Genomic DNA, 24,134 nt, shown 5'->3' with positions numbered 1-24,134 from the left:
GTCAGGCCGCCCGCGAGGTGTCGTGAGCGACGGGCGGCAGCCCGCCGAACTCGGCATCGAAGGCGTCCATCACGCCGGGCTCGCTGATCGCGCGGCGGAAAGCGGCGGTCGCTGTCTGCAGGGCTCGCTCCTGCTCCTTCTCCCCCGCCACCTTGGCCAGGTAGGCCTTCACAGACAGACCTTCGGCAGCGGCGAGGCCCTGCAGGGTGTCCCTGGTGCTCGTGTCGACCTTGACAGTGGTTTCAGCCATACCCGCAGTATCCCGCATGGTATACGCGTCGCGCTACCTAATGGTTGTGGACATTCCTCTTGTGTGGATCCCGTTTGCCGTGTCGGAATCCCGGTTCCGATGTCGGTGCGGTGTCGGACGACACCGCACCCGGAAACCGCAGGTGAAACGCCCGCTGCTCCGCCGCATCGAGCTCCCGCCCCGAGGAAACCGACATCGGGGCGGGACAGCGACCCGACGATACAGAACGGGACCAGCCGGAAACCCGCTGGTCAAAACAGTGGCCTCCGACGCCCGGACCCGGAACCTACATCTTGGCGAGCCCCGGAATGGCCGCCGCCCCGCGCGGGGCGGGGCTCCGTGGATGATGGTCCGGTGTCCGGTGTCCGGCGCTGGTGATGGCAGGCCTGGACACGTTATGGGCTGCCGCCCGGTCAGCGCGTCGCTGACGCTCTCCCGAATCTTGACGGTACGTCGCGCCAGCCGGGCGCAGATGGCGATCTTGTGGTCAGTGCGGCCCCACCTGGCGGATTGCCGCTGCCGCCCGCGTACGGGCCACGGCCGCATGGGCTGCCAGCCTCCAGCGCCTCACTACACTCCGAGACGGCCGCTACAGCCTTGCCGAGATGACGAGCTGGACGCCGGACAGGCCGCGGGCGATCAGGGAACGCAGGAAGGCCAGCCAGCCGGCGCCGTCCTCGGCGGTGGCGACGTCCAGGCCGAGGGTCTCGCGGTGGCCGTCGGCGTTGACGCCGACCGCGATCAGCGCGTGGACGTTGATGATGCGGCCGCCCTCGCGGACCTTCTGGGTGAGCGCGTCGACCCAGACGAACGAGTACGGGCCGGCGTCCAGGGGCCGGTTGCGGAAGGCGGTGACCTGCTCGTCCAGGTGCTTGGCCATCGCGCTGTCCTGGGACTTCGACAACTGCGTCACCCCGAGGGACTCGGCGAGCTTCTCGACCCGGCGCGGGTGTCCCACTTGCGTGGGCGATAGCCGTTACGGTGGTTGACTCTCTCGTCGCTGACCTGGCCGTATTCGGCGTTGCAGAGGGCGTCAGCCTCGGCAGACATGAGGGCGTCGGCGAACGTCTTGATCATCGCGCGCAGCAGATCGGGACTCGCCGCGGCAAGGTTCTCCTCGGCGAGGGCGTGCAGGGGCAGACTGTCCGGTGCGGTCATCGTGCTGATCTCCTTCGAGCTTCGACATCTCGAAGATCAGCCGGTGGCCGTTCTCATATCCGGGCCCTCACTCCGACGCCAGGCCAAAGACCCGGATCAGGTGGGAAGCCGTACACCACTTCCCAGGACGCAACCGACGCCCTCACGCTCCAGGGCGTCGGCGAGGCAGGCGGAACACCCCCGCGTCGGCGGGGAGGACTCAAGGAGCCCGGACAGCAGCCTGTCGAGGATCGGAACACCCCCGCGTCGGCGGGGAGGACTCGAACGGGGCGACGTTCCCGCCCTGCGCCGTCGGAACACCCCCGCGTCGGCGGGGAGGACGTCGTCGGGTAGTTCTTCCGCACGGCCTGGAGCGGAACACCCCCGCGTCGGCGGGGAGGACTGGACCTGCCGGGGAGGCTCGCCCGGCTGCACCGGAACACCCCCGCGTCGGCGGGGAGGACGCGCCAGTCGGTGACCTCGTCGAGGGCGCAGCCGGAACACCCCCGCGTCGGCGGGGAGGACGCCATGTGCGGTGACCTGGGCGACGACTACGTCGGAACACCCCCGCGTCGGCGGGGAGGACGAGGTGTGGGTGAAGCAGGACCCGAAGCCGTACGGAACACCCCCGCGTCGGCGGGGAGGACGCGGCAGGCTCGGGCCCGTTGGCGTCGAGATACGGAACACCCCCGCGTCGGCGGGGAGGACTGCCAGTACAGCGGCGGCAGGTCGCCGAACTCCGGAACACCCCCGCGTCGGCGGGGAGGACACGCGGGAACGGCAGGACGCGATCATCGCCACCTGGAACACCCCCGCGTCGGCGGGGAGGACTCGTCGGCTCGGGCTGGACGACCGTCCTCAAGCGGAACACCCCCGCGTCGGCGGGGAGGACGGCCAGATGCCCGCCCCGAAGACCCCGATCGACGGAACACCCCCGCGTCGGCGGGGAGGACTCCGGCGTTGTCCACGCGGATCACCCCGCCGTCGGAACACCCCCGCGTCGGCGGGGAGGACGCCGCGTTCCTCGCGGTGAGGGCCCTCGGGCACGGAACACCCCCGCGTCGGCGGGGAGGACCGGCCCCACCGGGGCGGCCGGATGCGCAGCACCGGAACACCCCCGCGTCGGCGGGCAGGACATCGGCAACCTTGTCGAGGGCCTCCGCGAGGGCGGAACACCCCCGCGTCGGCGGGGAGGACTTCGCCGCCCGCCCCCGTGAGGACGATCCGGTCGGAACACCCCCGCGTCGGCGGGGAGGACGGTCATCTCGGGTGGCGGGGCGACTCGGGGAGCGGAACACCCCCGCGTCGGCGGGGAGGACTACGTCTACGACGAAGACGAGTACACCGCCCACGGAACACCCCCGCGTCGGCGGGGAGGACCTCGGGCCGGGCGGTCTTCCACACCGCTCGGCCGGAACACCCCCGCGTCGGCGGGGAGGACTTCAAACTCTGCGTCCACCTGCGCACGGGTACCGGAACACCCCCGCGTCGGCGGGGAGGACTCCGCCATGGAGCGGCTCCTGCTCCTCGCGGACGGAACACCCCCGCGTCGGCGGGGAGGACGAGGCAGCCGACTTCAACTCGTTCAGCTTGTCCGGAACACCCCCGCGTCGGCGGGGAGGACGTGATGGCGTGGACGTGCCGGCGCTCGTCGGGCGGAACACCCCCGCGTCGGCGGGGAGGACCAGATCCAGTCCTTCCTGGGCTCCTACATCGGCGGAACACCCCCGCGTCGGCGGGGAGGACGCCCTGGAGGCCGCACAGAAGCGGAAGAAGGTCGGAACACCCCCGCGTCGGCGGGGAGGACCTCCGCGACGCACTCCCCAAACTCGGCCACGGCGGAACACCCCCGCGTCGGCGGGGAGGACGACGAGCGCCTCAGCGCGGCCCCGGGTCGTGTCGGAACACCCCCGCGTCGGCGGGGAGGACCTTCTGCTTCGCTTCGACGACCTGCTCGCTGCCGGAACACCCCCGCGTCGGCGGGGAGGACGCAGGCGCCACCACCATCACCGTCACCGGCACCGGAACACCCCCGCGTCGGCGGGGAGGACTACGACGTGGCCTACCGCCGCGACTACGCTGTCGCGCTGCAGGCGCTGCTGAAGGCGGAACACCCCCGCGTCGGCGGGGAGGACGTCCTCCTGCTGGCCCTGTCCACGCTCAACGGCGGAACACCCCCGCGTCGGCGGGGAGGACGGCGGTGGGGCCGTCCGTGTGGCCGTGTGTGGCGGAACACCCCCGCGTCGGCGGGGAGGACGGACGACGGGCAGGGCCGGGTCAGCGCTGCTGCGGAACACCCCCGCGTCGGCGGGGAGGACCTTTGCCAGGTCCTCCGCCGTCCACCCCGCCGCGGAACACCCCCGCGTCGGCGGGGAGGACCGGTCGCCGTCGACGACGACCAGGGCAGCGAACGGAACACCCCCGCGTCGGCGGGGAGGACTGAAGCGGCGGCGTCCGGCCCGTCCGGTGCGGCGGAACACCCCCGCGTCGGCGGGGAGGACGTGATCTGGGTGCTGGCGCTGCTGGTGCCCGTCGGAACACCCCCGCGTCGGCGGGGAGGACACCACCGACCACGACGCCCCCAAGGCCCACGTCGGAACACCCCCGCGTCGGCGGGGAGGACTGCTGCGTGTGGGTCTGCACGTGCGCGGCGGCCGGAACACCCCCGCGTCGGCGGGGAGGACGATCGCGGCGGCGCCGGGCTGGTCGGTGGCGGCGGAACACCCCCGCGTCGGCGGGGAGGACCATGCCCCTCGCCCGGGACATTGCCCGCACCTCGGAACACCCCCGCGTCGGCGGGGAGGACAACTGGGTCGTGGCCGGGAACACCGCGGTCACCGGAACACCCCCGCGTCGGCGGGGAGGACCACATGAGCTGGCATCTCGGCCGCCTCTGCGGCGGAACACCCCCGCGTCGGCGGGGAGGACGCCGTCGGCGGCGGTGCCGCGGTAGGTCCAGCCGGAACACCCCCGCGTCGGCGGGGAGGACCCGGCCTGGGTGCCGGTGCGCAGCGCGATGGACGGAACACCCCCGCGTCGGCGGGGAGGACCGCTCCGGCACGTCGAGGGCGTGCACCATGATCGGAACACCCCCGCGTCGGCGGGGAGGACCCTTTCTGACCTGTGCCTTAAGAAGGGGATTGCGTTTCCTTTACCTTTGGTGCGGCGGTCATACGGATCAGGGTAAGTCCGTCGAAGTCGACCGGGACCCGGCGGCGGGTTCCCGCGGTGCGGATGGCGTAGCCCTGTTCCGTGGCGGCGGGGTGGACGAGGATGGCGGCGCCGTTGCCCACGACTTCGGTGACGATGTGCCAGAGTTCGTCGCGGATGCGGGCGGAGACGCTGCCGACGAAGATGCCGGGCACTACTTCGCTGGTCCATCGGCTGAGGGCGCCTCGCAGGTGGTCGGGGACCGCAGTGGTGGCGATGACGACCATGGAGGGCATCAGTCGCCTCCGTTGGCGTAGTTGACGCCTGCTGGGAGGACTCCGGCTTTGGGGTCCCAGAGGTGGACCATCCGTGCGTCATGCCGTTCGGAGCGTTCTTCGTCGGTGTCGTTGTCGGTTGTGGTCGTGCGGGGTGGGGCCAGCAGGGACTGGATGTCCTGGATGATGCGGGGCAGAAGGCGTAGGAGTCGGAGGTCTTCGCGGAAGCGGCGGCGGGCTTCCTGTTCGGGGTTGTCGGAGTTGTGAAGGGCGAAGGCGAGGGGGAGTGTGATGTCGGCTTTGTAGAGGTCGGCGATGTCGTAGACGAAGGCATGCTGGGTGCCGGTGTGGACGTAGCCGAGGGCCGGGGAGAGTCCGAGGGCGAGCAGGGCTGCGTGGACGACGCCGTACAGGCAGGTGTTGGCGGCGGACAGGGCGAGGTTGACGGGGTCCTGGGTCTCCCATTGGTCGGGCCGGTAGTTGCGGCGGAAACGTCCGATGCCGTGCTGCTGCGCGAGGATCTTGTAGAGGGCCTTCATGCGCTGGCCTTCCATGCCGCGGAGCTGGTCCAGGGTGACGGATTCCGGTACGTCGGTGTCTTTGAAGCGCATCCGGTACATGCGGACGGCGGCCTCGAGGCGTCGTGCCGGGTCGGCCCACGTCGCGACCTGCTGTTCGAGCCAGTGGGTGGTGAGGGAGTCCGGGAGGATGCCCGCGTAGGCGCGGATGCCGCCCGCTCCGACGCAGACGACGCTGGTGCCGTGGCGGGCGAGGGTGGTCAGGGCCGGGGTGGTGATGGAGACGCCCGGGCCCAGGAGCAGGCAGGACAGGGCGGCGGTGGGGATGTAGACGAGGTCGGTGCGGTCCTTGTCCATCTGGATCTGTGCGCACACTCCGGTGTCGTCCTGCACGACGCGGACCATGTCGAGGTAGAGGAAGGACAGGGAGTCCGCGACGCGGGGGAGCATGGCGAGGGTGGGGGCGGCGAGGCGTCTGCGTGCGTCTCCCCCACCGCCGCGTCGTGATGCGCTCACGAGGTTGTCGCGGGGGCGAGGCTGAGGAGGCCGGCGCCGTAGGGCTTGCCGCGGCCGATGCCGTGGGTGACGGCATCGCGCAGGGCGTCGGGGTCGGTGACGGTGGCGGTGCCGTCGTAGCGCAGGAGGCTGTGCCGCATGCGGGAGGCGTTCTGCCCTCGGGGGCGGGCCGGTTCCGTGCCGGTGGGGGTCAGGACGTGCAGGTCGAGGCCGGCTTCGGCGGCCCGGCGGAGCCACCACTGGTCGGCGTCGGCACCGGAGAGCGGCACGATCCGCCCGCGCTTCCCTTTCTCCTGAAGGGAGAGCCTTTCTCGTTTGGCGGGGTTGAGGACGATGCGGTAGCGGACGCCGAGTCCCTTGCGCAGTGCGGTGAACATCGGGCCGAGGCTCTTGATGTCGGTCTGGCCGTAGCCGGTGGGCAGGCGTGCCGGGTCGAGCTGGGCGGCCTGGACGAGGAGGGTGCTGGAGGTGTCGGTCTCGTCCAGGCGGTACAGCAGTCCGGCCTGCCGCCGGGGGGCGTCGCCGAGATTGTGGGGGGCCATCCGCATGATGGTGCGGTGCATCTGGGTGGCGTCGCGCAGGTCCCGCTGCACGTCGCGGCTGTGCGGGTTGAGGCGGATGCGGGCGAGCACCGGGTGGTCGTTCATGCGCTTTCCTCGAGGTGGGCGTAGTCGATCAGGCGCTGGATCAAGGTGTCCTGGGGGCCTGCGAGGTCGCGGGGTACGGGCTCCACGGTGCGGTGGAGGCGCCGGCCGGTATGGCTGCGTCCGTGCTGGGCGAAGCTCACCGGTACGTCGTTCACGTCAATGGTGTCCACGGCGTCGGCCGGTGCCGTGTCGCCGGGTCCGCCGCTGTCCGGTGCCGGCCGGCCCGGGGCGGGTTGTTCCCGGAGGAACTCCACCGGGATCGTCCCGGTCTCCTCGCCGGGGTCGTTCCTCATCCGGGGTGCGGTCCGGCTGAGCGGCACCCGGGTGCGCAGTTCCTCCTCGGGGTTGTCGACGTGGCGGCGCAGGAGGAACGGCTCGTCGGGCACGCAGGAACGGCGGCCCAGGTACGGCGCCCAGTGCGGGCGGCTGAGGGCGTTTGCGAGGCGGTCGACGGTCTCCTCGGGGGCGGTGACGGCGACGACGAACACGGCGTCGGACAGGTAGTGGCGGCGGGTGATGACGGCGGCGCCCTTGTTGCTGCCTCCGCTGGTGGCGGCGGTGCGGTCCTTGGGGAAGCCACCGCCTACGGTGTGGTAGTCGACGAGCCGGATGCCCGGGCGGTCCACGCGGACGGTGAGCCGCAGATCCTGGTAGCGCTCCAGGCCCGTGTCCTCGCGGCCGATGCCCTCGGCCGCGGCGAACATCCCGATCAGCGCCGAGCGGGTCGGGAAGGGCGCGGTGTCGCGCACCGGGGTGAACGCGGACCGTTCGCCCCAGGACTGCAGGGGCCCTGCCAGGCGCAGCAGGAGCCCGCTCACTGCTGGTCCTGGGCGGCAGGTACGGCGGCCGCGATCGCGGCGTCGATGAGCTGGTCGAAGGAGTCGTGGGCGGTGCCGAGCCCGGTGTACTTCTCGGCGGGGTCGATGATGGTGTGGCCGTGGAAGCGGCGGTTGCGGTTGCCGGTGAGGCGGTTGATGTTGCCGGCGTAGGTGTCGAGGGCCTGGCGGGACGGCTGGGAGAAGCCGCCCTGCCGGTCGCCGGTGACGGGGGTCTCGAAGGCCGCGGCCAGGGAGAGCGGGCGGTGCTCGCGCACGGCGAGGTAGGCCAGGTCAGGGACGGTGTGCGGGGCGGTGCTGTTCTTCTTGGCCTGCGGGAGGGAGAGCAGGAAGTGCTCGGCGAAGGAGCCGAGTACGGTCCGGGCGGCCTTGACGTCGCCCTCGAGGTTGTTCAGCAGATCGGCGACGTTGACGGTCGCGTACCGGTAGAAGACGCCGGCGCTGAACTCGGCGGTGTCGAGGTGGCCGCTGCCCGTCTCGGCCTCGCCCAGCCAGTCGTCGACGGCGGTGAAGTAGTCGCGCTGCGGCTCGGCGGCGTGGGTGGTGAAGGCGTGGGCGACCTGGGCCGCCCCGTCCACGTTGGCGTCCGGGAGCTCGGCGAGCATGCGGCCGAGAAGGCTGATGGAGGCAGTGCGCCGCTTGAGGATCTTCTCGATCGTCTGCGGCGGCAGCAGCTGGCCCGGCTTCTTCCTGCCCATGCCGGTTTCCAGGGCCTGGCGGTGCTCGGCGCACACGGCGGCGAGCTCGTCGATGGCGGCTTCGGGGAGGAACAGCAGTACCGAGGTGTGGCCGGCCGCTTCGGTGCCGATGCCCTTCTTTCCGGCGCTCGCGGCGACCTGCGCTCCGGCGAACGCGGCCAGATCGGTGGGCCAGCCGGCGCTCTCCAGGGCGTGCTGGACCTTCGCCGGTACCAGGCGGGTGCGGGCGGCCTTCTCCCCGAGGTCCTGCTCCACGCCGAGGCGGATGGCCCGCTTCCAGGACTGGCTGGAGACCCGGATACGGGGAGCGTTGCCGTAGCGCACCTGCTTGGGGGAGCCGAGGTCGTCGCGGTTGAGGTTGGCGGCGGGCACCGACTGCAGGGCGCTCAGGTCCAGGTAGAGAGTCATCGGTCGTTCTCCTCGGCGAGATCGGGGGTGGCAGGGGCGGAGTCGGTGGGCTCGGTGGCGCCGGTCGAGGTGCGGAAGTAGCTCTCTAGCCAGCGGGTTGCGATGCGGTCGCGGCTGCGGTTCCACCGGGCGAGGTCCTCCAGGAGGACCGCCCAGTCCACAGGGATGCCGCCGTTGAGCAGGTGTCGGGTCAGGGCGGGCAGGCCCGAGTGGATGGCGTCGGCGGACTGCCGTGCCATCAGGTGCAGGGCGCTCTCGGCGGAGTTCTCCTTGAGCACGCCCTTCTTGACGGCCTGGCCCACAGAGGCTCCGAGGTTCGGGCGCTCGTACCAGGGGAGCGACGCGGTCTCGTTCGGCGCGGCGTCGCGCGCCGAGCGGGGGCGGGCGGCGATCAGTGAGGCCACCGCGTAGTAGGCCCGCCGGACGTCGCCATGATGGGGGTCGCCGTTGTCCCGCAGCCACGGCACCAGGTAGCGGTGCATGTAGTTGCACCGCTCCACCGGCAGGCCCAGGCCCCGGCGCAGAGCGGCACGGGTCTGGGTCGACTCGCACAAGCGGTGCACGTGGTCGACGAACTTGTCCGCGACGCGGACGGTCCAAGAGTTCGGCGGAACAGCAGGCGCCGCCGACACGGAATCGGTCATGAGACATCCCTGGGACGGGGTGACGGTGAGAGCACCGGCAGACAGCCGGCGCGGGTCCGACCGGGGTCGATCAGTCGGTGTGGGTCGAGGGCCGCAGCAGCGCGAGAATCAGGTTCCGGGCCCTGTGGCGGGCACGGGCCACCCGGATATCCGCCCGGTTTCCCTGCCCGATGGCCTCGTCGAGAGCGGCAAGCGCCACATCGGCGAACGCCTTGCCGGCCTGCTCGCCGACCTGACCGGGCTTGGTCAGCTGCCAGAACGCCGTCTCGGCGGCCGGCCAGTACCGGGTCATCGAGGCGGACGCCCACGGGCCGGGCTTACGGTGGTCCAGCTTGATCCTGGCCTTCGGCGACAGATCGACACTCGCGTCGGTGGCGATCTTCCAGGCGATCCGGGCGGCATAGTCGAGCCGCTCACCGGTCTTCTCGGCGGCAGCGTGGCAGCGCCGGACGTGGTGCGCCATCTCCGCGTCGCTCTCCTCCTGCCACTGCAGGACCGGCGGAGTCGTCGCCCTGAACCAGACGCTGTCCTTCTGCTGGCCGTCCTGGTCGAAGCCGTAGGCGCGCACCCGCAGCCGCGGCAGCAGCGTCCGGGGCAGGTGCTCGAGCACCGGGGGGCGCTGGGTGTCCTGCCGGCTGTCCTTCAGCAGCAGCGAGTCGAGGTCCCGCCACAGGGCACGGGCCCCGTCGGCCTCCCGTGGCTGGAAGTCGCCGTCGTTGCGCCGGTCGAGGATCTGGTACGGGTCGCGGACCTTGTGCGGCGGCTCGTGTGTCGCCCAGGTGATGTAGGCGTCGGTCACCGTCCGGCTGTCCTCGGACGGGACGAGGAGCACGGCATGACGGAACCGGCCGGTCAGTATCCGGCCCGGCCACGTGACCGGCGGCAGAGGCTTGAGCGGGTCGTTGAGGTCCTCCTCCCACGGGCACGCGTCCTGCGCCTCCCAGTCGACCTCGGCCTGAGGACTCGGCACGGCCAGCACCAGCGTGGTGAACAGGTCGGGCCCCCACGGAAAGTAGGAGACGGACTTACGCATCGGGGCCGCGTCACCGCTGCCCGCCCGCTCACCGGTGATCCGGCGGGGCGTGCACTGCCCGGACGGCCCGTAGTACAGCTGCGCGATCAGATGCCAGGCGGCCTCGGCGGCCGGCACCGGCACCGGCGCGGTGTCGGTGAAATGCCCGAACAGGACCGCCCCGTTGATCCCTGTGGGGCGGCCCATCACGAGCTTGTTCACCCCGGACGAGTTCGGCAGCCCCTTCGCGTCCACGCACTCCGCGCGCAGCCGCGGGTCCTGGAGGAACGGCCTGTCGGGGTCGAAGAGGTCGAAGCGTCCCCGCAGTTCCTTGTGGTCGAAGTAGGCGTCCACGGCCGCCGGATCGAACCGGCCGGCCTTCAGGATCCGGTTCCGCAGTCTGGACCAGTCGTTGATCTTCTCCGCGACGTCCACGTTGTCCAGGCGCACCTCGCCGTCCGCGGCGATCCGCGCTGCCATGGGCGCGAGAATCCGCATCAGTCCGGCAGCTGCTGGCGGCACCGGCAGCTCCAGGTCCTCGATCTCGTGCGCCCGCTTGAACAACTCACACAGGCCCACGCACGCCGAATCACCGGTCAGCAGACGGACCGGAATCCACGGCTCGACCCGCAGGTCGAATCCCCCACTCACGGCCACCCCCTCCAACATCCTCTGATCGCATGACACACCGGCACGGCAAAGCCCCCCGTAGCAGCCCTCTCTGGCGTCATGTCAGATTCAAGCAGCCACCACTGACAGAGCCGTTTCCCGTCGTACGCAGCACCAGTAGAGCACTCCCGAAGAGGGGACACACCCATTTCTCGAAGGTTGAAGACCAGGAGGGTGTTGGAGAGGGAGGGTTCCGGAGAGAAAGATCGACTTGCCCGCACTGTCCTGGGCGGGTTACAAACATCGCCAACGCGCCGATGCCAACCGGGAGTTGCTCGGCCCCGTCGTGAGGAGAACCATGCAGCCGGACCTTCCCGTCCCGTGGACTGCCGCAGCACCTTGGGTGCTTGTGGTGACCGTCATTGTGATCGTGATCGGCATGCGTCCCGAACCGGCAACGATCGGATCGTGCAGCGCCTTGCTGCTGGGGGCTGCTGAGGCGTACCGCCGCCTCTCCCGGTAACCTCCACGAGTGGTCTTCCGCGCCCTCTGGGGGCCGCTCCCCGCCGAAGCGGGGGTGTTCCGGTTGAGGAGCAGGAGGGTTGCCCCAGCTCCACCCCATTCCCCGCCGACGTGGGGGTGATCGACCGAACTCGGTCACTTACGGACAAGCCCGAGATCCTCATCCAGCGACAGTGTCGTGCCGCCGACCTTCACCGTCTGCACGCTCCCGCCCCGCACAACCTGGCGAAGAACACGCAGTTCTCCGAGCATCGGGTGCTCCGTCCACGACTCCAGCGGGGCGAGACTGTCGGGATCCGCTTCCCTGAGCCAGTCGGCGCGGACCGGAATCGTGCGGCGCATGACCGCCCGCACCGACTCCACCGGCATCTTGCCGCCCGGCGCGGCTTCCGGAAGCGGCTGACTCCCCTCCGGATCCAGCGTCGCCCGGCCGTTCTCCTGGGCGTAGACGCACAGCAGCCGCACCGAATCCGCGCCGAGCCTGGTGGACAGCTCCCACTCGTCCTCTTCACCAGGCAGATGGTGCAGGTCGTGCAACTCGGCGACACTCCATGCGCGCGGGACCGCGCGCAGGCCGGCCATGCTGCGCTCCGCCATCTCCTTGCCCTTGTGCGCTGTCCAGGCCTTCGCCTCGTGGTCGCCTGGGCTGTCCCACTGAAAGCCCTCGCTGTCTCCGTGGACGGCTTCGACCAGGACCGGGACGTCATCCGGGATGGCGATGGTGCCGCCGGAGATGCCCTTGAGTGTCCGGGAGGTGGTGGTGAGAAGGTGCTCGGAGTACACCTCGCCCCACCGTACCGGCACCTGTCCGCCTCCCGCGATCGGGTCGAGGACAACCAGTCGCGGTGCGTCTGCCCAGGCTGGGCGGCCACGGCCGTCCGGGTATCCGTGCCGGGTCCAGTGGTTCTCGTGCCGCCAGCACCGCCCGGCGCGCTGCAGCAGCAACGACAGTGGGGCCAGGTCGCTTATGACGATGTCGGCGTCGAGGTCGAGGGACTGCTCGACGACCTGGGTGGCGACGACGATCCGCCGCGGCGGACGCGGCCCGCCACGGCCCAGGCCGTCGGTCACCTCACGCGTGCGGGCCTCGCGGACGTCCCCGGGAAACCGGGCGTGCAGTAGCTGTACATCACCGCCCTGACGGTGGGAGCGGCGGTCGAACCGTTCACGAAGCCGCAGGTAGGTCTCTTGCGCGTCACCGACGGTGTTGCACACCACCAGGGCGGTCCCGCCCTCACCCTCGCCGACCGGCTTCAGCAGCCGTTCGATCACTGTCATCCGGGAACGAGCCCCGCCGGCCACGCCGTGGACGACCGGCTCCACCACGACATCGAGCTTCATCCTTCGCGTCTGCGACTGCTCGTGCCGGCGGGCGTCCGAGATAGGGGTGGCCCGGCCGGTCTCCCCGTCCACGTAGAGCCACCCCGGGTAGGGCGCCGGGAAAGTCCTTTTACGCAGGGCGCTTTTGGCGTGGCAGCCGGTGCCCTGGAGGTACTCCTTGATCAGCCGGTCGCTTACCGACGCCGGAAGGGTCGCCGACAGCAGAACGACCGGCACCCCGTAAGCCCCGAGCCAGTTCAGCAGCCGGCCCAGCAGCACCTGCATGTACGGGTCATAGGCGTGGGCCTCGTCGACGATGCACGTCTTCCCCGACAGTGCCAGCAGCCGCAGCGCGTTGTGCCGGACCGGCAGCACCGCCATGAGCGCCTGGTCGATCGTGCCGACCGAGAACTGAGCGAGCAGCGGTCGCTTGGAACCGCGCAGCCACCGCTGCGGCCGCATGTCCGCCTCCGCCCGGCGGCCGCCCTCCGAGAGTTCGTCGCCGTCACAGGTCAGAACTGTCTGCGTCTCCAAATCCTCGTCAGCGTAGGCGCTGTTCAGCCAGGCCATGCTGTGCACCAGCGTCAGCCCGGCGTCCTCACCGGACTGACGCAGCAACGTCTTCGTGACCCGCAGATGCATCTGATCGCTGGTGGCCATCGTCGGCAGCAGGAACGCATACCCCTCCGTGCCGAAGGCCTCGGACATGACCCGCTCGGCCTCCAGCGCCGTCTCGCTCTTCCCATCTCCCGGAGCCGCAGTCACCAGGACGATTCCGCCCCTTTGCCCGGCGCCCACCGCCGCCCGCAGCTCATCCATCACGGACCGCTGCAGCGGATTCGGCTCGCCACGGATGCCATAGGCCTCCGCGAACTCCTTGCGTCGCAACCGCACCCGGGCCAGGCTGGCGGCCTCCAGCAACCGGGGCGCGTCCTCCTGCGAGCGCCGAAAGTGCTCCGGCAGCGTCGGCTCGAGTGCGCGCTGCCGCCGCCGGAGATAGTCGTCCTGGCTGACCAGCCAGTCCGCGAGGATGACCACCCCGGTCACCAGCACCGCGGCCGGTGCCTCGAACATCTCCGGCGCCTGCGGCCTGCCCAGCGCCTCGTACACTGCAGCCGCGTGCGCAACCCTCTCCCCCGCCCAAGCAGCGTCACCGAGAAACGCTGGAGCGATACCGTACTCGACGCGGTGGAAACGGCCATGATGACCACCGATCACCTCAGCCAACCGCTGCGCGACCTCCAGTTCGCCGTCCCCCGCCAGCCCCAGAGCCTCCAACACCTCCTCGGCAGCTTGCAGACCGGCCACATCATGTCCGACCCGCTCAGCGCTCATCTTCGTCCTGCCAGCGGCCAGCCCCGGACTCAGGTGATCGCTACCGTGCCGCGAACAGAACTGGAACCCCGACAGCTTGCCGATATCGTGAAGACCGGCACAAAGCCCGACCACCGCCCGGGCCTTTTCGCCCGCCCCCGCGAGCTCCATCCCGTCGGCGATCCGCAGACGCTGGTTCTCCGATAGATAGGAGTCCCACAGGTGCAACGCCATCGCGGCGGCGTCCAGCAGATGCCGAACCAGCGGATACGGCGGCAGCGCCGGGTCCAGTCCCCGCGACTTCCCCCACGCCGACTCATCCGGCACATCCCACGTCTGAGGCACGCCAGTTCCCTTCCCGGCCGATGGACTACCAGCCTCCCGGAGCCGGCATTGAACCACCCTCCACCGACAACGCTGCACCGGCCATACAGCTGCGCATATGGTGACCTCGTGCACTTTCAGGCATCACGACCCTCTCCCTGCCACTGGGCAAAAGAAGGGCAAAGCCCCTCTTAAGTGCCAGGTCAGGAAGGGTCCTCCCCGCCGACGCGGGGGTGTTCCGACCAGGCCGCTTGACTTGCCTCGCAGAACGTGGTCCTCCCCGCCGACGCGGGGGTGTTCCGTAGATCTTGGTGTGGAGGATGAGGGCGTGCCAGTCCTCCCCGCCGACGCGGGGGTGTTCCGGTGGGTTCCGGGCCAAGCGCCGTTGAAAGGTAGTCCTCCCCGCCGACGCGGGGGTGTTCCGTGGGCGTTGCCGTCGACCGCGCCGCCGCTGCCGTCCTCCCCGCCGACGCGGGGGTGTTCCGTCCTGCGCGATCTCCAGCGGGCCGGCCATCCAGTCCTCCCCGCCGACGCGGGGGTGTTCCGCGGCCACCGTCACCGTGAGGTCCGGGTTGGCGGTCCTCCCCGCCGACGCGGGGGTGTTCCGTCACGTGTTTCTCCTGGCGTCATTGAGATTGTGTCCTCCCCGCCGACGCGGGGGTGTTCCGTCGGCAAGGCCGCTCCCGAGTACGACCGTCTGGTCCTCCCCGCCGACGCGGGGGTGTTCCGTCGATGTGGCGGGGGTTCACGTGCTGCAGGTGGTCCTCCCCGCCGACGCGGGGGTGTTCCCGAGCCGTCGGGCGCCACGGTGTCGGCGAACGAGTCCTCCCCGCCGACGCGGGGGTGTTCCGCGCGGCCGGACACCCGGAGTGCGCGAGTCCCGGTCCTCCCCGCCGACGCGGGGGTGTTCCGCCCGGCCTGCACCGCCCGCTGCGCCTCAGCCGGTCCTCCCCGCCGACGCGGGGGTGTTCCGCAGGCGTCGTGGCACATCGCGCCCGGCGACGCGTCCTCCCCGCCGACGCGGGGGTGTTCCGGTCACCTCAGGGCTGAAGCTGCGCCGGCCGGCGTCCTCCCCGCCGACGCGGGGGTGTTCCGGTCGAGGACGATGTCCAGCACGTCGTCGGGAAGTCCTCCCCGCCGACGCGGGGGTGTTCCGAAGCTGGGCCGGAACGCGGTGCGCGGCGCCGAGTCCTCCCCGCCGACGCGGGGGTGTTCCGGACGATTCGAGATCACGCGCATCGCCGCCGCTGTCCTCCCCGCCGACGCGGGGGTGTTCCGTGACCGCAGTGGGCCCGGATCAGGAGCGCTGCGTCCTCCCCGCCGACGCGGGGGTGTTCCTCTTGGGCGGCTCCAGGCCGCGGAACATCCCCCTGTCCTCCCCGCCGACGCGGGGGTGTTCCGAGGTCTTCCAGGCCCGGCACGCCAGCTGGCACGTCCTCCCCGCCGACGCGGGGGTGTTCCGACCGTACGCCTGGTCGGGGTGGCGGGGGAAGGGTCCTCCCCGCCGACGCGGGGGTGTTCCGCGAGTACATCATGAAGATCTTCGGCAGAGAGCGTCCTCCCCGCCGACGCGGGGGTGTTCCGGAGCGCGGCAGGCAGGCCCCGAGCATCCTGGGGTCCTCCCCGCCGACGCGGGGGTGTTCCGCGAGGGGGAGCCGTTCGCTACGGCGAGCTCGGGTCCTCCCCGCCGACGCGGGGGTGTTCCGTCGCCGGGGCTGTCGTACTGTTCAGGCTGTTCGTCCTCCCCGCCGACGCGGGGGTGTTCCCCGTCCGGCTTGCGCGGCACCACCGCGCGGGCCGTCCTCCCCGCCGACGCGGGGGTGTTCCGCAGAAACCATCATCAGCGGCGAACGGCCGCCCGTCCTCCCCGCCGACGCGGGGGTGTTCCGCCGAAGACGTCCACCTGCTCCTCCCCTGTGGTGTCCTCCCCGCCGACGCGGGGGTGTTCCGCTGCTCGCCGCGGCAATGGCCGAGGAGGGCCTGTCCTCCCCGCCGACGCGGGGGTGTTCCGCTGCTCGCCGCGGCAATGGCCGAGGAGGGCCTGTCCTCCCCGCCGACGCGGGGGTGTTCCGTAGTAGCGGGCCTCGTTGTCCTGGAGCAGGTCGTCCTCCCCGCCGACGCGGGGGTGTTCCGCCCCTCGACGCCGCCCACATCGCGCAGGTTCGGTCCTCCCCGCCGACGCGGGGGGTGTTCCGACGGGGCGGGCGTTCCAGAACGTCTCGGGCAGGTCCTCCCCGCCGACGCGGGGGTGTTCCACAACTCGGGGGACCGACGGCCTACAACCATCGGTCCTCCCCGCCGACGCGGGGGTGTTCCGAGGCAGCCCTGGCCGCGCTGCGCACCTGGCGCGTCCTCCCCGCCGACGCGGGGGTGTTCCGTTCTGTCCGTGGGCTACACCGGCACCGACGAGGTCCTCCCCGCCGACGCGGGGGTGTTCCGTCGCCTTCGCGGTCGGCCCGGTGCTTCGCCCAGTCCTCCCTGCCGACGCGGGGGTGTTCCGCTTCAGGCTGAGACCAAGGCCGTAGGGGAGGCGTCCTCCCCGCCGACGCGCGTCCAGTTCGATCGCTTCCAGCGGCAGCACCAGAGGTTCCTGGGAGTCCACCGACCCCAGCACCGCCGTCTGGATCTGCCTTCGGTCCGCGCCCGATAACCCGCTACTGCGCAACGCCGCACCCCCGCCCGTTTCACCTCATCTCATCGTGCCAGCGGCCTCGTTCACCCTCCAGCCCGCCCGGCTTGAGCGGTCCCCGACTCACTTGTAGCGGTAGAGCTGTTGGAGGTGCAGGACGTCGGTCTGCCACTGTGAGCGGGCCGCCTGAGCGTCATCGGGCACTGTCCTGCCGAGGTGGCTCGCCACCCGCTGATACACAGACGCTGAACTGGTGTCGGTGGCCGCCACGAGCGCGGTGAGGAGGGGTTCGTCGGCCGGCGTGTGGGCGTCGACCTGGGCGAGAACGGCGACCTGGTCGTCGGGGTGAAGGTGATGGGGCAAGGCGGAGCCGAGCTGACGGCGCAGCCGTGACCAGGACGTGGTGGAGCGCTCGCGGGCGGCCTTCTTCAACGCGCCGCGTACCGCGGCCGCCGCCTCGGTGACCTTCGCTTCGGTCAGCCGCTCCCGCTCCCGCTGCACGTTTCGGGTTCGGCCGCCCGTGCGTTTGTCGGTCCCGTCCTCGCGCCTCCGGCCGGGACCGTGCTGCCCGGACGTCTGAGATGCACCTTGGCGGGACGGCTGTTCGTCCAGCCGCGCGATCCACGCATTCGCTGCCCGCCGCTGCGCCGGTGTCGCTTCGTCCCCGGCGTCCGCGAGATCCTGCTGCAGCGCCTTGATCAGCCACCGAGTCTCGCGGCTGAGTGGCTGGCCGGCACGGGGAAGGCGACGCAGGTCCCGAAGCCGCGCGTGGACCCGCCGCTGGGCGGCCTGGGCCTGCCTGACGTGCGGGTCCTGCTCCGGGGCTGCCGGGTACAGGGCATGGGTGGCCGTGACCCAGGAGTCGACCTCCTCGCGCTGCAGCGCGGTGACGTGGTCGCCGGCCTCGTCCGCGCTCTTCTTCAGCTGACGGATCATCCGCTTGATTTCATGCTCGGGCTGCCGTCCGGCCAGGCGCCGCAGATCGCTGAGTAGATCCCGCATCCGACGGTGCGCGGCCGCGGCCGGATCCGGCCGTGAGGAAGGCGCCGGCGCGGCGCGCGGACGCTCTGGGGTGCGGATGCGGGAGAACTTCGGCCCGCGGACGGGGGGCGCCTGGTCCCGGTGTGCCCAGCTCGCGTTTCGTTTCTGGTCCTCGAGGAACGTGCCGGCCGTGCGGATGGCTTCGTCCTCGTCCTTCGACCGGTCATGGCCCACCACGGTCTCGACCCGGACCAGCAACGAGCGCACCTTCACCGAGCTGCGCTCGGCAACGGCCTGCCGCAGCTGCTGCACCAGGTCCTCACGCAGCTCGCGCTGCCGCTCGAGGAAGACGTGCGCTTCGGCCAGCGCAGCGGCCAACTCCCCCTCTGCCCGATGCGGATCGACGTCGAATTCTTCGCACAGGACGGTGACAGCGGGCACCGAGCCCGCGCGCAGCGCATCGCGCAGGCGCCGCACCCTCTCGTCCTGCCCCACCACCACGCCGGAGTCGGCCACCGGCGCATCGTGGGAGAAGGCCACCTGGCGGGGCGGGGGCGTGCGCCGCGAGCGGATGATCCGCTCGACGGCCGGAGTCCGCAGACCCGCGTCGGTCATCTCGCAGTCGTCCAGCCCGAACCATTCCGTGGGCCGGGCAAAGGCCTCCGTGCCGATGCGGACCTGGCGGCTGGTGCCCTGGCTGTCGAACCGCACCCGGTGCACGTACCAGCGCCGAATCAGGGTGTCGTCGTCGACGGGCACCGACATCCCCAGCACCGGCTCGACGGCTTCGTCGCTCCACACCGGCGTGATCGCCGGCTCCAGATGCACGCGCAGCGCGCGGCCGGCTCGTTCGAAGGCGATGTCTAGCAGCGACCCGACCGGCAGGCCGTCCGGCTGCGTGAAGGTGAACCGGGCGCTCTCGCCGCGGCCGGCCAGCCACGCCAGCGCCGCCGCCTTCAGATACAGATGATCTGCGCTGGAGACATCACGCGCGCGGCGCCCGCACACGTGCGGCAGGCCGTCCGGGTCGGGGTGGTGCGCGAAGTGACAGACCCGGTCGGTGTACAGCTTCGTCGTCAGCTGCCCGCCACAGCCGCCCAGCAGCAGCCCGCACCAGAAGGTGTCCCCCGCATGCTCCCGCCGGAAGGCGTCCACTTCGATCGCCTCCAGCGGCAGCAGCAGCGGCACCTCCGAGGCCGCATCGCCCAGCACCGCCGTCTGAATCCGCCGCCTATCCTCCAGCAAACCCCCGCCCTTCTACGCCTCAACCCATCGTGCCACCAGCCAAGTTGACAGGACCACCGCAACGAGCACGAGCGGAGCAGGGCCTACATGTCCTTCGAGACGTCGCCGACGTCCATCTGCTGCTCAATCTCCCGGGCGGTCTTCATCAGTTCGAGGGCCTCGCGGCGCAGATCCTTGGCGCGCTCGCGCAGCTGCTGCACGCGCCGGCGCTGCTGCTGGGAGCTGTACTCGTTGACGTACTGCCCGCGCGGCCGAAGCCAGGCGCGGCCCTGGACGAATCGGGAACCCGTCAGCTGTCGCCGAGGTCTTCGGCGGGCCAGGGAGTTCCGGTGCCGGGGGTGGCGCGCGGGTCGGCGGCGCGGGCGCGGTCCCGTGCGATCCACTTGTGGACGTCGGCGGGGACGACTTCGTCTTCGCGGATCATCCGCTCGTATAGAGCCACCCGGCGCTCGCAAGTCGGCCTCCGTCCGGGATCGGGCACCATCTGCTCGTCGAGCAGCTGCCGGGCGATGTCCGACAGCCGCATCAGCATGTGGCGGTGCTGTTCCGGGTGAGGGCGCTGGCCACCGGGTGTTCCTCGTCGGCCCAGCTGTCGCCCGGAAACGCCTCAGCACAGGAAGGCTTCAGCGCTCTCTTCGCCTGCCCGCTGTTACCCCTGAGGGTCGGTGCCGCCGCCACCACTGCTCTCGCGCCATCGTTGAGCATCTGCTTCAAAGATCTCGCGCGCCTGGCGCAGGAGCGCCTCCATGTCGGGCGTGCTCTTGCCTTCGATCTCAATCGTGCGGTCTCCCAGCTCCACACGGATTCGGGCGCCCTGGTGACGGTTGGCAACCGCTTCGATGGCGGTCCGCAAGGTCATCCAGGCCCCGCTGTCGCGCATCATCAAAGCAACGATGATGAGGTGACCCGGGTCGATGCCGAATTCAGCCGCGTAGCTAGCGTCCGCTCCCTGCTCTTCCAGCTGGGCTAGCAGTGCGCGGGCAAGGCCCGGCGTAGCCCTCAGTTTGACTTCATCAAACATGGCAGCGGGGTCGATACGGAGTCGGAGGACTCCCGGTTCGGCGGGTGGGGGTTGAGGCATGACGTCATGGCCGTGGGTCATGTCCTGAGGCTAGCGCCACCAGGAAAGTGCAGGGTCGGCGATCACACGCTTGGGTTGGCATCCGGCGATCCGGTCACGACTGGGGGGCGGAAACGGTCGTCTGCGCCTCCCCTGCTACCCGTCTGACTCAGTCCTCGCCGTGCCCCAGGGTGCCGGCGAGGTCGGCCGCGAGTCCGTAGCCTGGGCTGTCGTCCAACATTTCCTTGCGCCGGTTGTAGCGCTGCGTGGTGCGCGAGTCCTTGTGATCGGCCCAGCGCTGGACCTTGTCGGGGCGGGCGTCCCTCTTCGCCAGGGCGTGGGTGATGGCGTCGCCCTTGGTGCCGTGCGGACCGCGCGGGGGCAGCCCGGCGCGCTTGGCCAGAGACTGAAGCAGCCGCCACACCGCCGGTTCGTCGAGCTGGTTGCGGCTGGCCGTCTCGAACAGCCAGCCGTCCGTCCGGCCGTCGAGGTAGTCCTGCAGCGCGTCCCAGGCCACCGGCGGGACTGGCTTGTTCTTCCAGCTGCCGCCCTTCACCTTCATCCGCAGGATGTGGTGGCCCCTGTCGTAGCCGAGGTGCTCGACCCGCGCACTCAGCAGGGAATCGATGCGCAGGCAGCAGGTGTAGAGCAGGAGCAGCATCGCGTACGCGCGCTTGCGGTGCGCGGCGACCCGGTGGTGGTCACGCGCGGTCACGAACAGGGTGACCCACTGTTCCTCGGTGTAACCGGGGGTGGGCGAGTAGTTCGGATCGATCACCGGGCGCTGAACGGCGTCGAAGGGGTTCTTCACCGGTTCGTCGCTGACCACGTCCAGGTACGCGAAGAAGCTGGAGGCCGACGACAGGGCGTTCGCCCGCGAGGCGTCCGAGTACGGCTTCCCGGACCGGACCATCTCGCCGCGCCGACCGCCCTTGACCCGCACCCAGGTGGGCGCCGTCTCCAGGTACAGGCGGAAGGTGTCCGCCAGGGGGAACTTCACCGCCATCGGGTGCGCGCCGTGCTCCCGGGCGAACTCCTCGAAGACCTTGAAGCCCCGGGCGTAGGCCTTCTGCGTGTTGACCGAGCGCTGGTGAGCGATCCAGGAGGCCGCGAGGGTGGGCACCACGTCTCCCTCTCCGTACAGCGCGACCAGGTGGTCGTACAGCTTCCGGGCATGTTCAGGCCACTGGTCGCGCGGGTCGCGCCGCATGGTGTTGAGCGTCGTCCGCGGTGACCGCTCCAGCACTGTGGTCATGCGACGTCCTCCGGCGCGACCTGATCCCAGCAGTCCGGGCACAGGGTGGCACCCAGGCGGTCGGCGTCGGCCTCGACGGGCCACGGGCGGCTGCAGCCGGCGCAGGTTGCGAGGTCCCGCGCTTCGTGGCGGACGCTGCAGCCGAAGCAGTACAGGGTGTCGGACAGCCTGGTGCCGTCGGCGAAGTTGACGCCCTCGACGAAGGCGCCGGTGTCGCATTGGGGGCAGGGGTAGGCCCGGGCCAACAGGCCGTCGGAGCAGCCGAGATAGTTGAAGGACAGCAGCTCGGCCGAGTCCCAGGACGCGCCGCAGAAGCGGCAGTCTCCGCTGTGCGGGGCGACGACGAGGGTCATCTGCTCGCAGGAGGGACACATGATGGTCCGGCTCTCCAGCCCGGCCAGCTCGCCGCGCAGCCGGTTGAGGCGCCTTTTGACGTAGGAGCTGATGTTCTTCACCCCCTCTGCCACCGGGATCATGTCCCGCCCTGCCCGCTCACGTTCCTGCCCTTCGAGTAGCGGCAGAAGATGTATGTCCAGGAAGCGCATGAGGAAGTCGAGCACCCGGCCGGCGCGGGCCTCGACCGCGTGGGCGTTGTGCGTCAGGCCGTAGTGCTGTAGGGCGTTGCGGTCCTTCGCCAGGTCCTTCAGCGCCTCGGCCTCCTTGCGGTCGATGGCGATCCCCGCGATGTCGCGCAGGCGGTCGATCGTGGCGTCGGTCCCGCAGCTCTCGAAGTCCCCGCTCTCGAAGTCCTTCCTGGCCGCCCTCCCGGGGTCCTTGAAGACCAGGCTCCAGTGCTCCCGCTGCAGGCGGGCCTTCAGCAGCACCTCGACCGCGGCCTGCAGGTGCAGGACGGCGTACTTGAGGTCGCGGGGCCCGACGTCCGAGGCGTTCTCGTCCAGGTGCTCGACGACGCTGGCGAGGTAGTCGATGCCGTTACGGACCGGCGGGAAGTCCAGCTCGGGCGGTCCGGACGGACGCCCCGGCGGCACATACCAGGGATCGGCCGCTGTTTCCATCGCTTGCTGCAGCGCGGGGCTTGGTTCGCAGCTATGGGCGGGGTCCTGATCCGGCATCAGCATATGCACAGGATAACCGCAATTATCCTATATGTTCAGGAGTCCCCTGGAGCCGTATGACCAGCTGGCCCGCGCGGAGAATCGGCTGGACTCGACCGGCGACCTGGCCGGAGGGATTCGCGACGCCGCCGACGTCGTCGAGACGATCGCCGCACTGCTCGACGCGGGCGCCAAGTTCATCCCGTCCGATCACGACGCGCACGCCACGGTCACGGTCGAGACCTCCCGGCTGCGGCACGCTGCTGAGCGGCTGTGTAAGGCAGCACCCGGCGCACAGAAGGCCAGCGATCAGTCGCCAGCGCCAGGAAGGAGGAGGGGGGAGAGAGCCATGGCCGTGGCGTGCGCCGAGCTCTGGACGACGCTGAACCCGCGTCAGTAGTCCCTGGCCGCTGCTCCACGTCACCCAGGCCGGGCGGGAGCATCTCGCCGAACACCGCGAGGCGTACGCGGAGTTCCATCCCGATGTCCGGCTTCCTTCCCCGGCGGCCGCCGGCTGACGGCATCCGTCCATCGGTGTGGAGGCCGCCATCCCGGCGGACTCTCTCGGACGCACGCAGCATCTTCGTCGACACCGAGGTCTCCAACCGGAGCTCCGCCCGCTGAGCGACCAGCGGTGCTCAGTCGAGTTGGGCTGAGGAGTTGGTGACCGGTGATGGCGCCCAAGGACCGCCCGGGGATGGCCCGGGTGGCTCTGACCTGGCTTTTTGGTGTGGGGCGACTGTGTTTGCTATTCGGAGTTGGCGGTTCCGTGCAGTAACTTCCATGTGGGAAAACGTCTGGACAGGCCGCCGACCTGCATGTTTTCCCTGTGACCCAATTCACATCGGAACCGAAAAGCGCTCAACAGTGTTCTGGATAGTCACTCTTGATTCTCTGACGCTCAAACAACTGGGCCTGGGCGGTGCGAAATCCGTTCCGGTGGCCGCCCGACACCCCCGCTTGCCTCGTAGACTCCAAGGCAAGCAGAAGGAGCCCGCCCCGGCGTGAAGTTTCTCAGGCCTCTATGCCGGGAGGGCTCCCTGCGGTGATGCACCTTCGACCGTCAAGCCATCGGAGCACCAGTTGCATGCTAATCCAGGAACCCCGGGCCCGTCACAAAGTCCAGCGCCCGGGTCGACGTCGATTCCCATCGGCCGCGGGCACGGTCTGCCCGCCCGAGTAGTCCGGCGCAGTAAGCCGCTTGCCTGGCGATTCGTGCTCGGCGTGGCCGGCGGCGTCGGAACCGCAGTCGGAGGCTCCCTGTACTGGTGGATCCAGTCCAGGTAACTCCAGCCGCACGGAACGAAGGGGCCCGTCTTCGGACGGGCCCCTTCGCGCTACCGCGTCCGGCAAGGGGCGTTCCACCGGATATCTGCACGGCCCGCTCCGAGTGGCTCCTACGCTGGATCACCTGCATCACCTGACGCGAAGGACACCGATGGACACCCCAAGCCAGCCCCAGTCGCTCACCGGCCCGCAGATGTTCGTGCTCGGCACCTTTGGGGCGCTCACCGTCGCAGCGTTCTCGGCCGCGCTGTGGGGAAACGCCGAACAGAGCGAGCGCGGCTTCCGGCTGCTGAACTGGCTGCACAACCGCAGCGAGAACGAGCTCCCGCCCGCAGAGTCGGACCTGTACGGGGGATGACCGCTGGGACGGCACTGTGAGGGTAGGCGCTGACCGCCACCACCAGGGCCCGGGGGGGGGGGGGGGGGGGGGGGGGGGGGGGGG

At 70.6% G+C, this 24,134-nt stretch carries 16 protein-coding genes, 1 pseudogene and 2 CRISPR repeat arrays; of the genes and pseudogenes, 2 read left to right on the top strand and 15 right to left on the bottom strand.

Translation table 11 applies throughout. From position 1 onward, the window contains the following. Nucleotide 1: 1 nt before the first annotated feature. The 15 genes and pseudogenes from AC3ET3_RS33240 to AC3ET3_RS33170 form a co-directional block, all read right to left on the bottom strand. Complete coding sequence (locus AC3ET3_RS33240) at nt 2-250, bottom strand: antitoxin MazE7 (protein ID WP_358868805.1); 249 nt, start codon at nt 248-250, stop codon at nt 2-4. A gap of 601 nt (nt 251-851) precedes the next feature. Further along, nucleotides 852-1,408 (bottom strand): annotated as a pseudogene (locus AC3ET3_RS33235) (transposase); the annotation flags it as partial. Nucleotides 1,409-1,578: 170 nt separating this feature from the next. Continuing rightward, a CRISPR array of direct repeats spans nt 1,579-4,498; the repeat unit is 29 nt; unit sequence CGGAACACCCCCGCGTCGGCGGGGAGGAC. A gap of 17 nt (nt 4,499-4,515) precedes the next feature. Next, nucleotides 4,516-4,833, bottom strand: coding sequence for a type I-E CRISPR-associated endoribonuclease Cas2e (cas2e, locus tag AC3ET3_RS33230; protein ID WP_435613474.1), 318 nt, complete (start codon nt 4,831-4,833; stop codon nt 4,516-4,518). Continuing rightward, entirely contained in the window at nt 4,833-5,780 is a 948-nt protein-coding gene (cas1e, locus tag AC3ET3_RS33225; RefSeq protein WP_435613486.1) for a type I-E CRISPR-associated endonuclease Cas1e, read from the bottom strand. Before cas1e ends, cas2e begins: the two co-directional genes overlap by 1 nt. A 62-nt stretch (nt 5,781-5,842) precedes the next feature. Continuing rightward, nucleotides 5,843-6,493 carry a type I-E CRISPR-associated protein Cas6/Cse3/CasE gene (gene cas6e / locus AC3ET3_RS33220; protein WP_435613473.1) on the bottom strand — a complete coding sequence of 217 codons (651 nt, stop codon included), beginning with the start codon at nt 6,491-6,493 and terminating at the stop codon, nt 5,843-5,845. Next, nucleotides 6,490-7,311: a type I-E CRISPR-associated protein Cas5/CasD gene (gene cas5e / locus AC3ET3_RS33215; RefSeq protein WP_435613472.1), complete on the bottom strand. Its 822-nt coding sequence runs from the start codon at nt 7,309-7,311 to the stop codon at nt 6,490-6,492. The genes cas6e and cas5e overlap by 4 nt, the downstream gene beginning before the upstream one ends. After that, nucleotides 7,308-8,435, bottom strand: coding sequence for a type I-E CRISPR-associated protein Cas7/Cse4/CasC (gene cas7e, locus AC3ET3_RS33210; RefSeq protein ID WP_435613471.1), 1,128 nt, complete (start codon nt 8,433-8,435; stop codon nt 7,308-7,310). Before cas7e ends, cas5e begins: the two co-directional genes overlap by 4 nt. Next, on the bottom strand, nt 8,432-9,079 hold the full coding sequence (gene casB / locus AC3ET3_RS33205) for a type I-E CRISPR-associated protein Cse2/CasB (RefSeq protein ID WP_435613470.1): 648 nt from the start codon (nt 9,077-9,079) through the stop codon (nt 8,432-8,434). The genes cas7e and casB overlap by 4 nt, the downstream gene beginning before the upstream one ends. A 70-nt stretch (nt 9,080-9,149) precedes the next feature. Further along, on the bottom strand, nt 9,150-10,742 hold the full coding sequence (gene casA / locus AC3ET3_RS33200; protein WP_435613469.1) for a type I-E CRISPR-associated protein Cse1/CasA: 1,593 nt from the start codon (nt 10,740-10,742) through the stop codon (nt 9,150-9,152). A 615-nt stretch (nt 10,743-11,357) separates the two neighbouring features. After that, nucleotides 11,358-14,201, bottom strand: coding sequence for a CRISPR-associated helicase Cas3' (cas3, locus tag AC3ET3_RS33195; protein ID WP_435613468.1), 2,844 nt, complete (start codon nt 14,199-14,201; stop codon nt 11,358-11,360). Between the two features lie 191 nt (nt 14,202-14,392). Continuing rightward, nucleotides 14,393-16,680: a CRISPR direct-repeat array (repeat unit 29 nt; unit sequence GTCCTCCCCGCCGACGCGGGGGTGTTCCG). A gap of 252 nt (nt 16,681-16,932) precedes the next feature. Further along, nucleotides 16,933-19,035: a zinc finger domain-containing protein gene (locus tag AC3ET3_RS33190; RefSeq protein ID WP_435613467.1), complete on the bottom strand. Its 2,103-nt coding sequence runs from the start codon at nt 19,033-19,035 to the stop codon at nt 16,933-16,935. A 289-nt stretch (nt 19,036-19,324) separates the two neighbouring features. Continuing rightward, nucleotides 19,325-19,567: a hypothetical protein gene (locus tag AC3ET3_RS33185; RefSeq protein WP_435613466.1), complete on the bottom strand. Its 243-nt coding sequence runs from the start codon at nt 19,565-19,567 to the stop codon at nt 19,325-19,327. A gap of 117 nt (nt 19,568-19,684) precedes the next feature. Next, nucleotides 19,685-20,137, bottom strand: a complete 453-nt coding sequence (locus tag AC3ET3_RS33180; RefSeq protein ID WP_435613465.1) for a hypothetical protein — start codon at nt 20,135-20,137, stop codon at nt 19,685-19,687. A gap of 127 nt (nt 20,138-20,264) precedes the next feature. Then, a complete protein-coding gene (locus AC3ET3_RS33175) occupies nt 20,265-21,350 on the bottom strand; it encodes a tyrosine-type recombinase/integrase (protein ID WP_435613464.1) in 1,086 nt (361 codons plus the stop codon). Next, complete coding sequence (locus AC3ET3_RS33170; RefSeq protein ID WP_435613463.1) at nt 21,347-22,429, bottom strand: hypothetical protein; 1,083 nt, start codon at nt 22,427-22,429, stop codon at nt 21,347-21,349. The genes AC3ET3_RS33175 and AC3ET3_RS33170 overlap by 4 nt, the downstream gene beginning before the upstream one ends. A 28-nt stretch (nt 22,430-22,457) precedes the next feature. Between AC3ET3_RS33170 and AC3ET3_RS33165 the strand changes: the two genes are divergently transcribed. Further along, complete coding sequence (locus AC3ET3_RS33165; RefSeq protein ID WP_435613462.1) at nt 22,458-22,805, top strand: hypothetical protein; 348 nt, start codon at nt 22,458-22,460, stop codon at nt 22,803-22,805. A 1,038-nt stretch (nt 22,806-23,843) separates the two neighbouring features. Continuing rightward, the gene (locus AC3ET3_RS33160; RefSeq protein WP_435613461.1) at nt 23,844-24,050 is read left to right on the top strand and encodes a hypothetical protein; all 207 of its coding nucleotides are present in this window, start codon (nt 23,844-23,846) and stop codon (nt 24,048-24,050) included. The last annotated feature ends 84 nt before the right edge of the window (nt 24,051-24,134 follow it).

This window comes from Streptomyces sp. bgisy159 (genome assembly GCF_057707805.1).
This window is presented reverse-complemented; position numbering and strand designations above follow the sequence as displayed.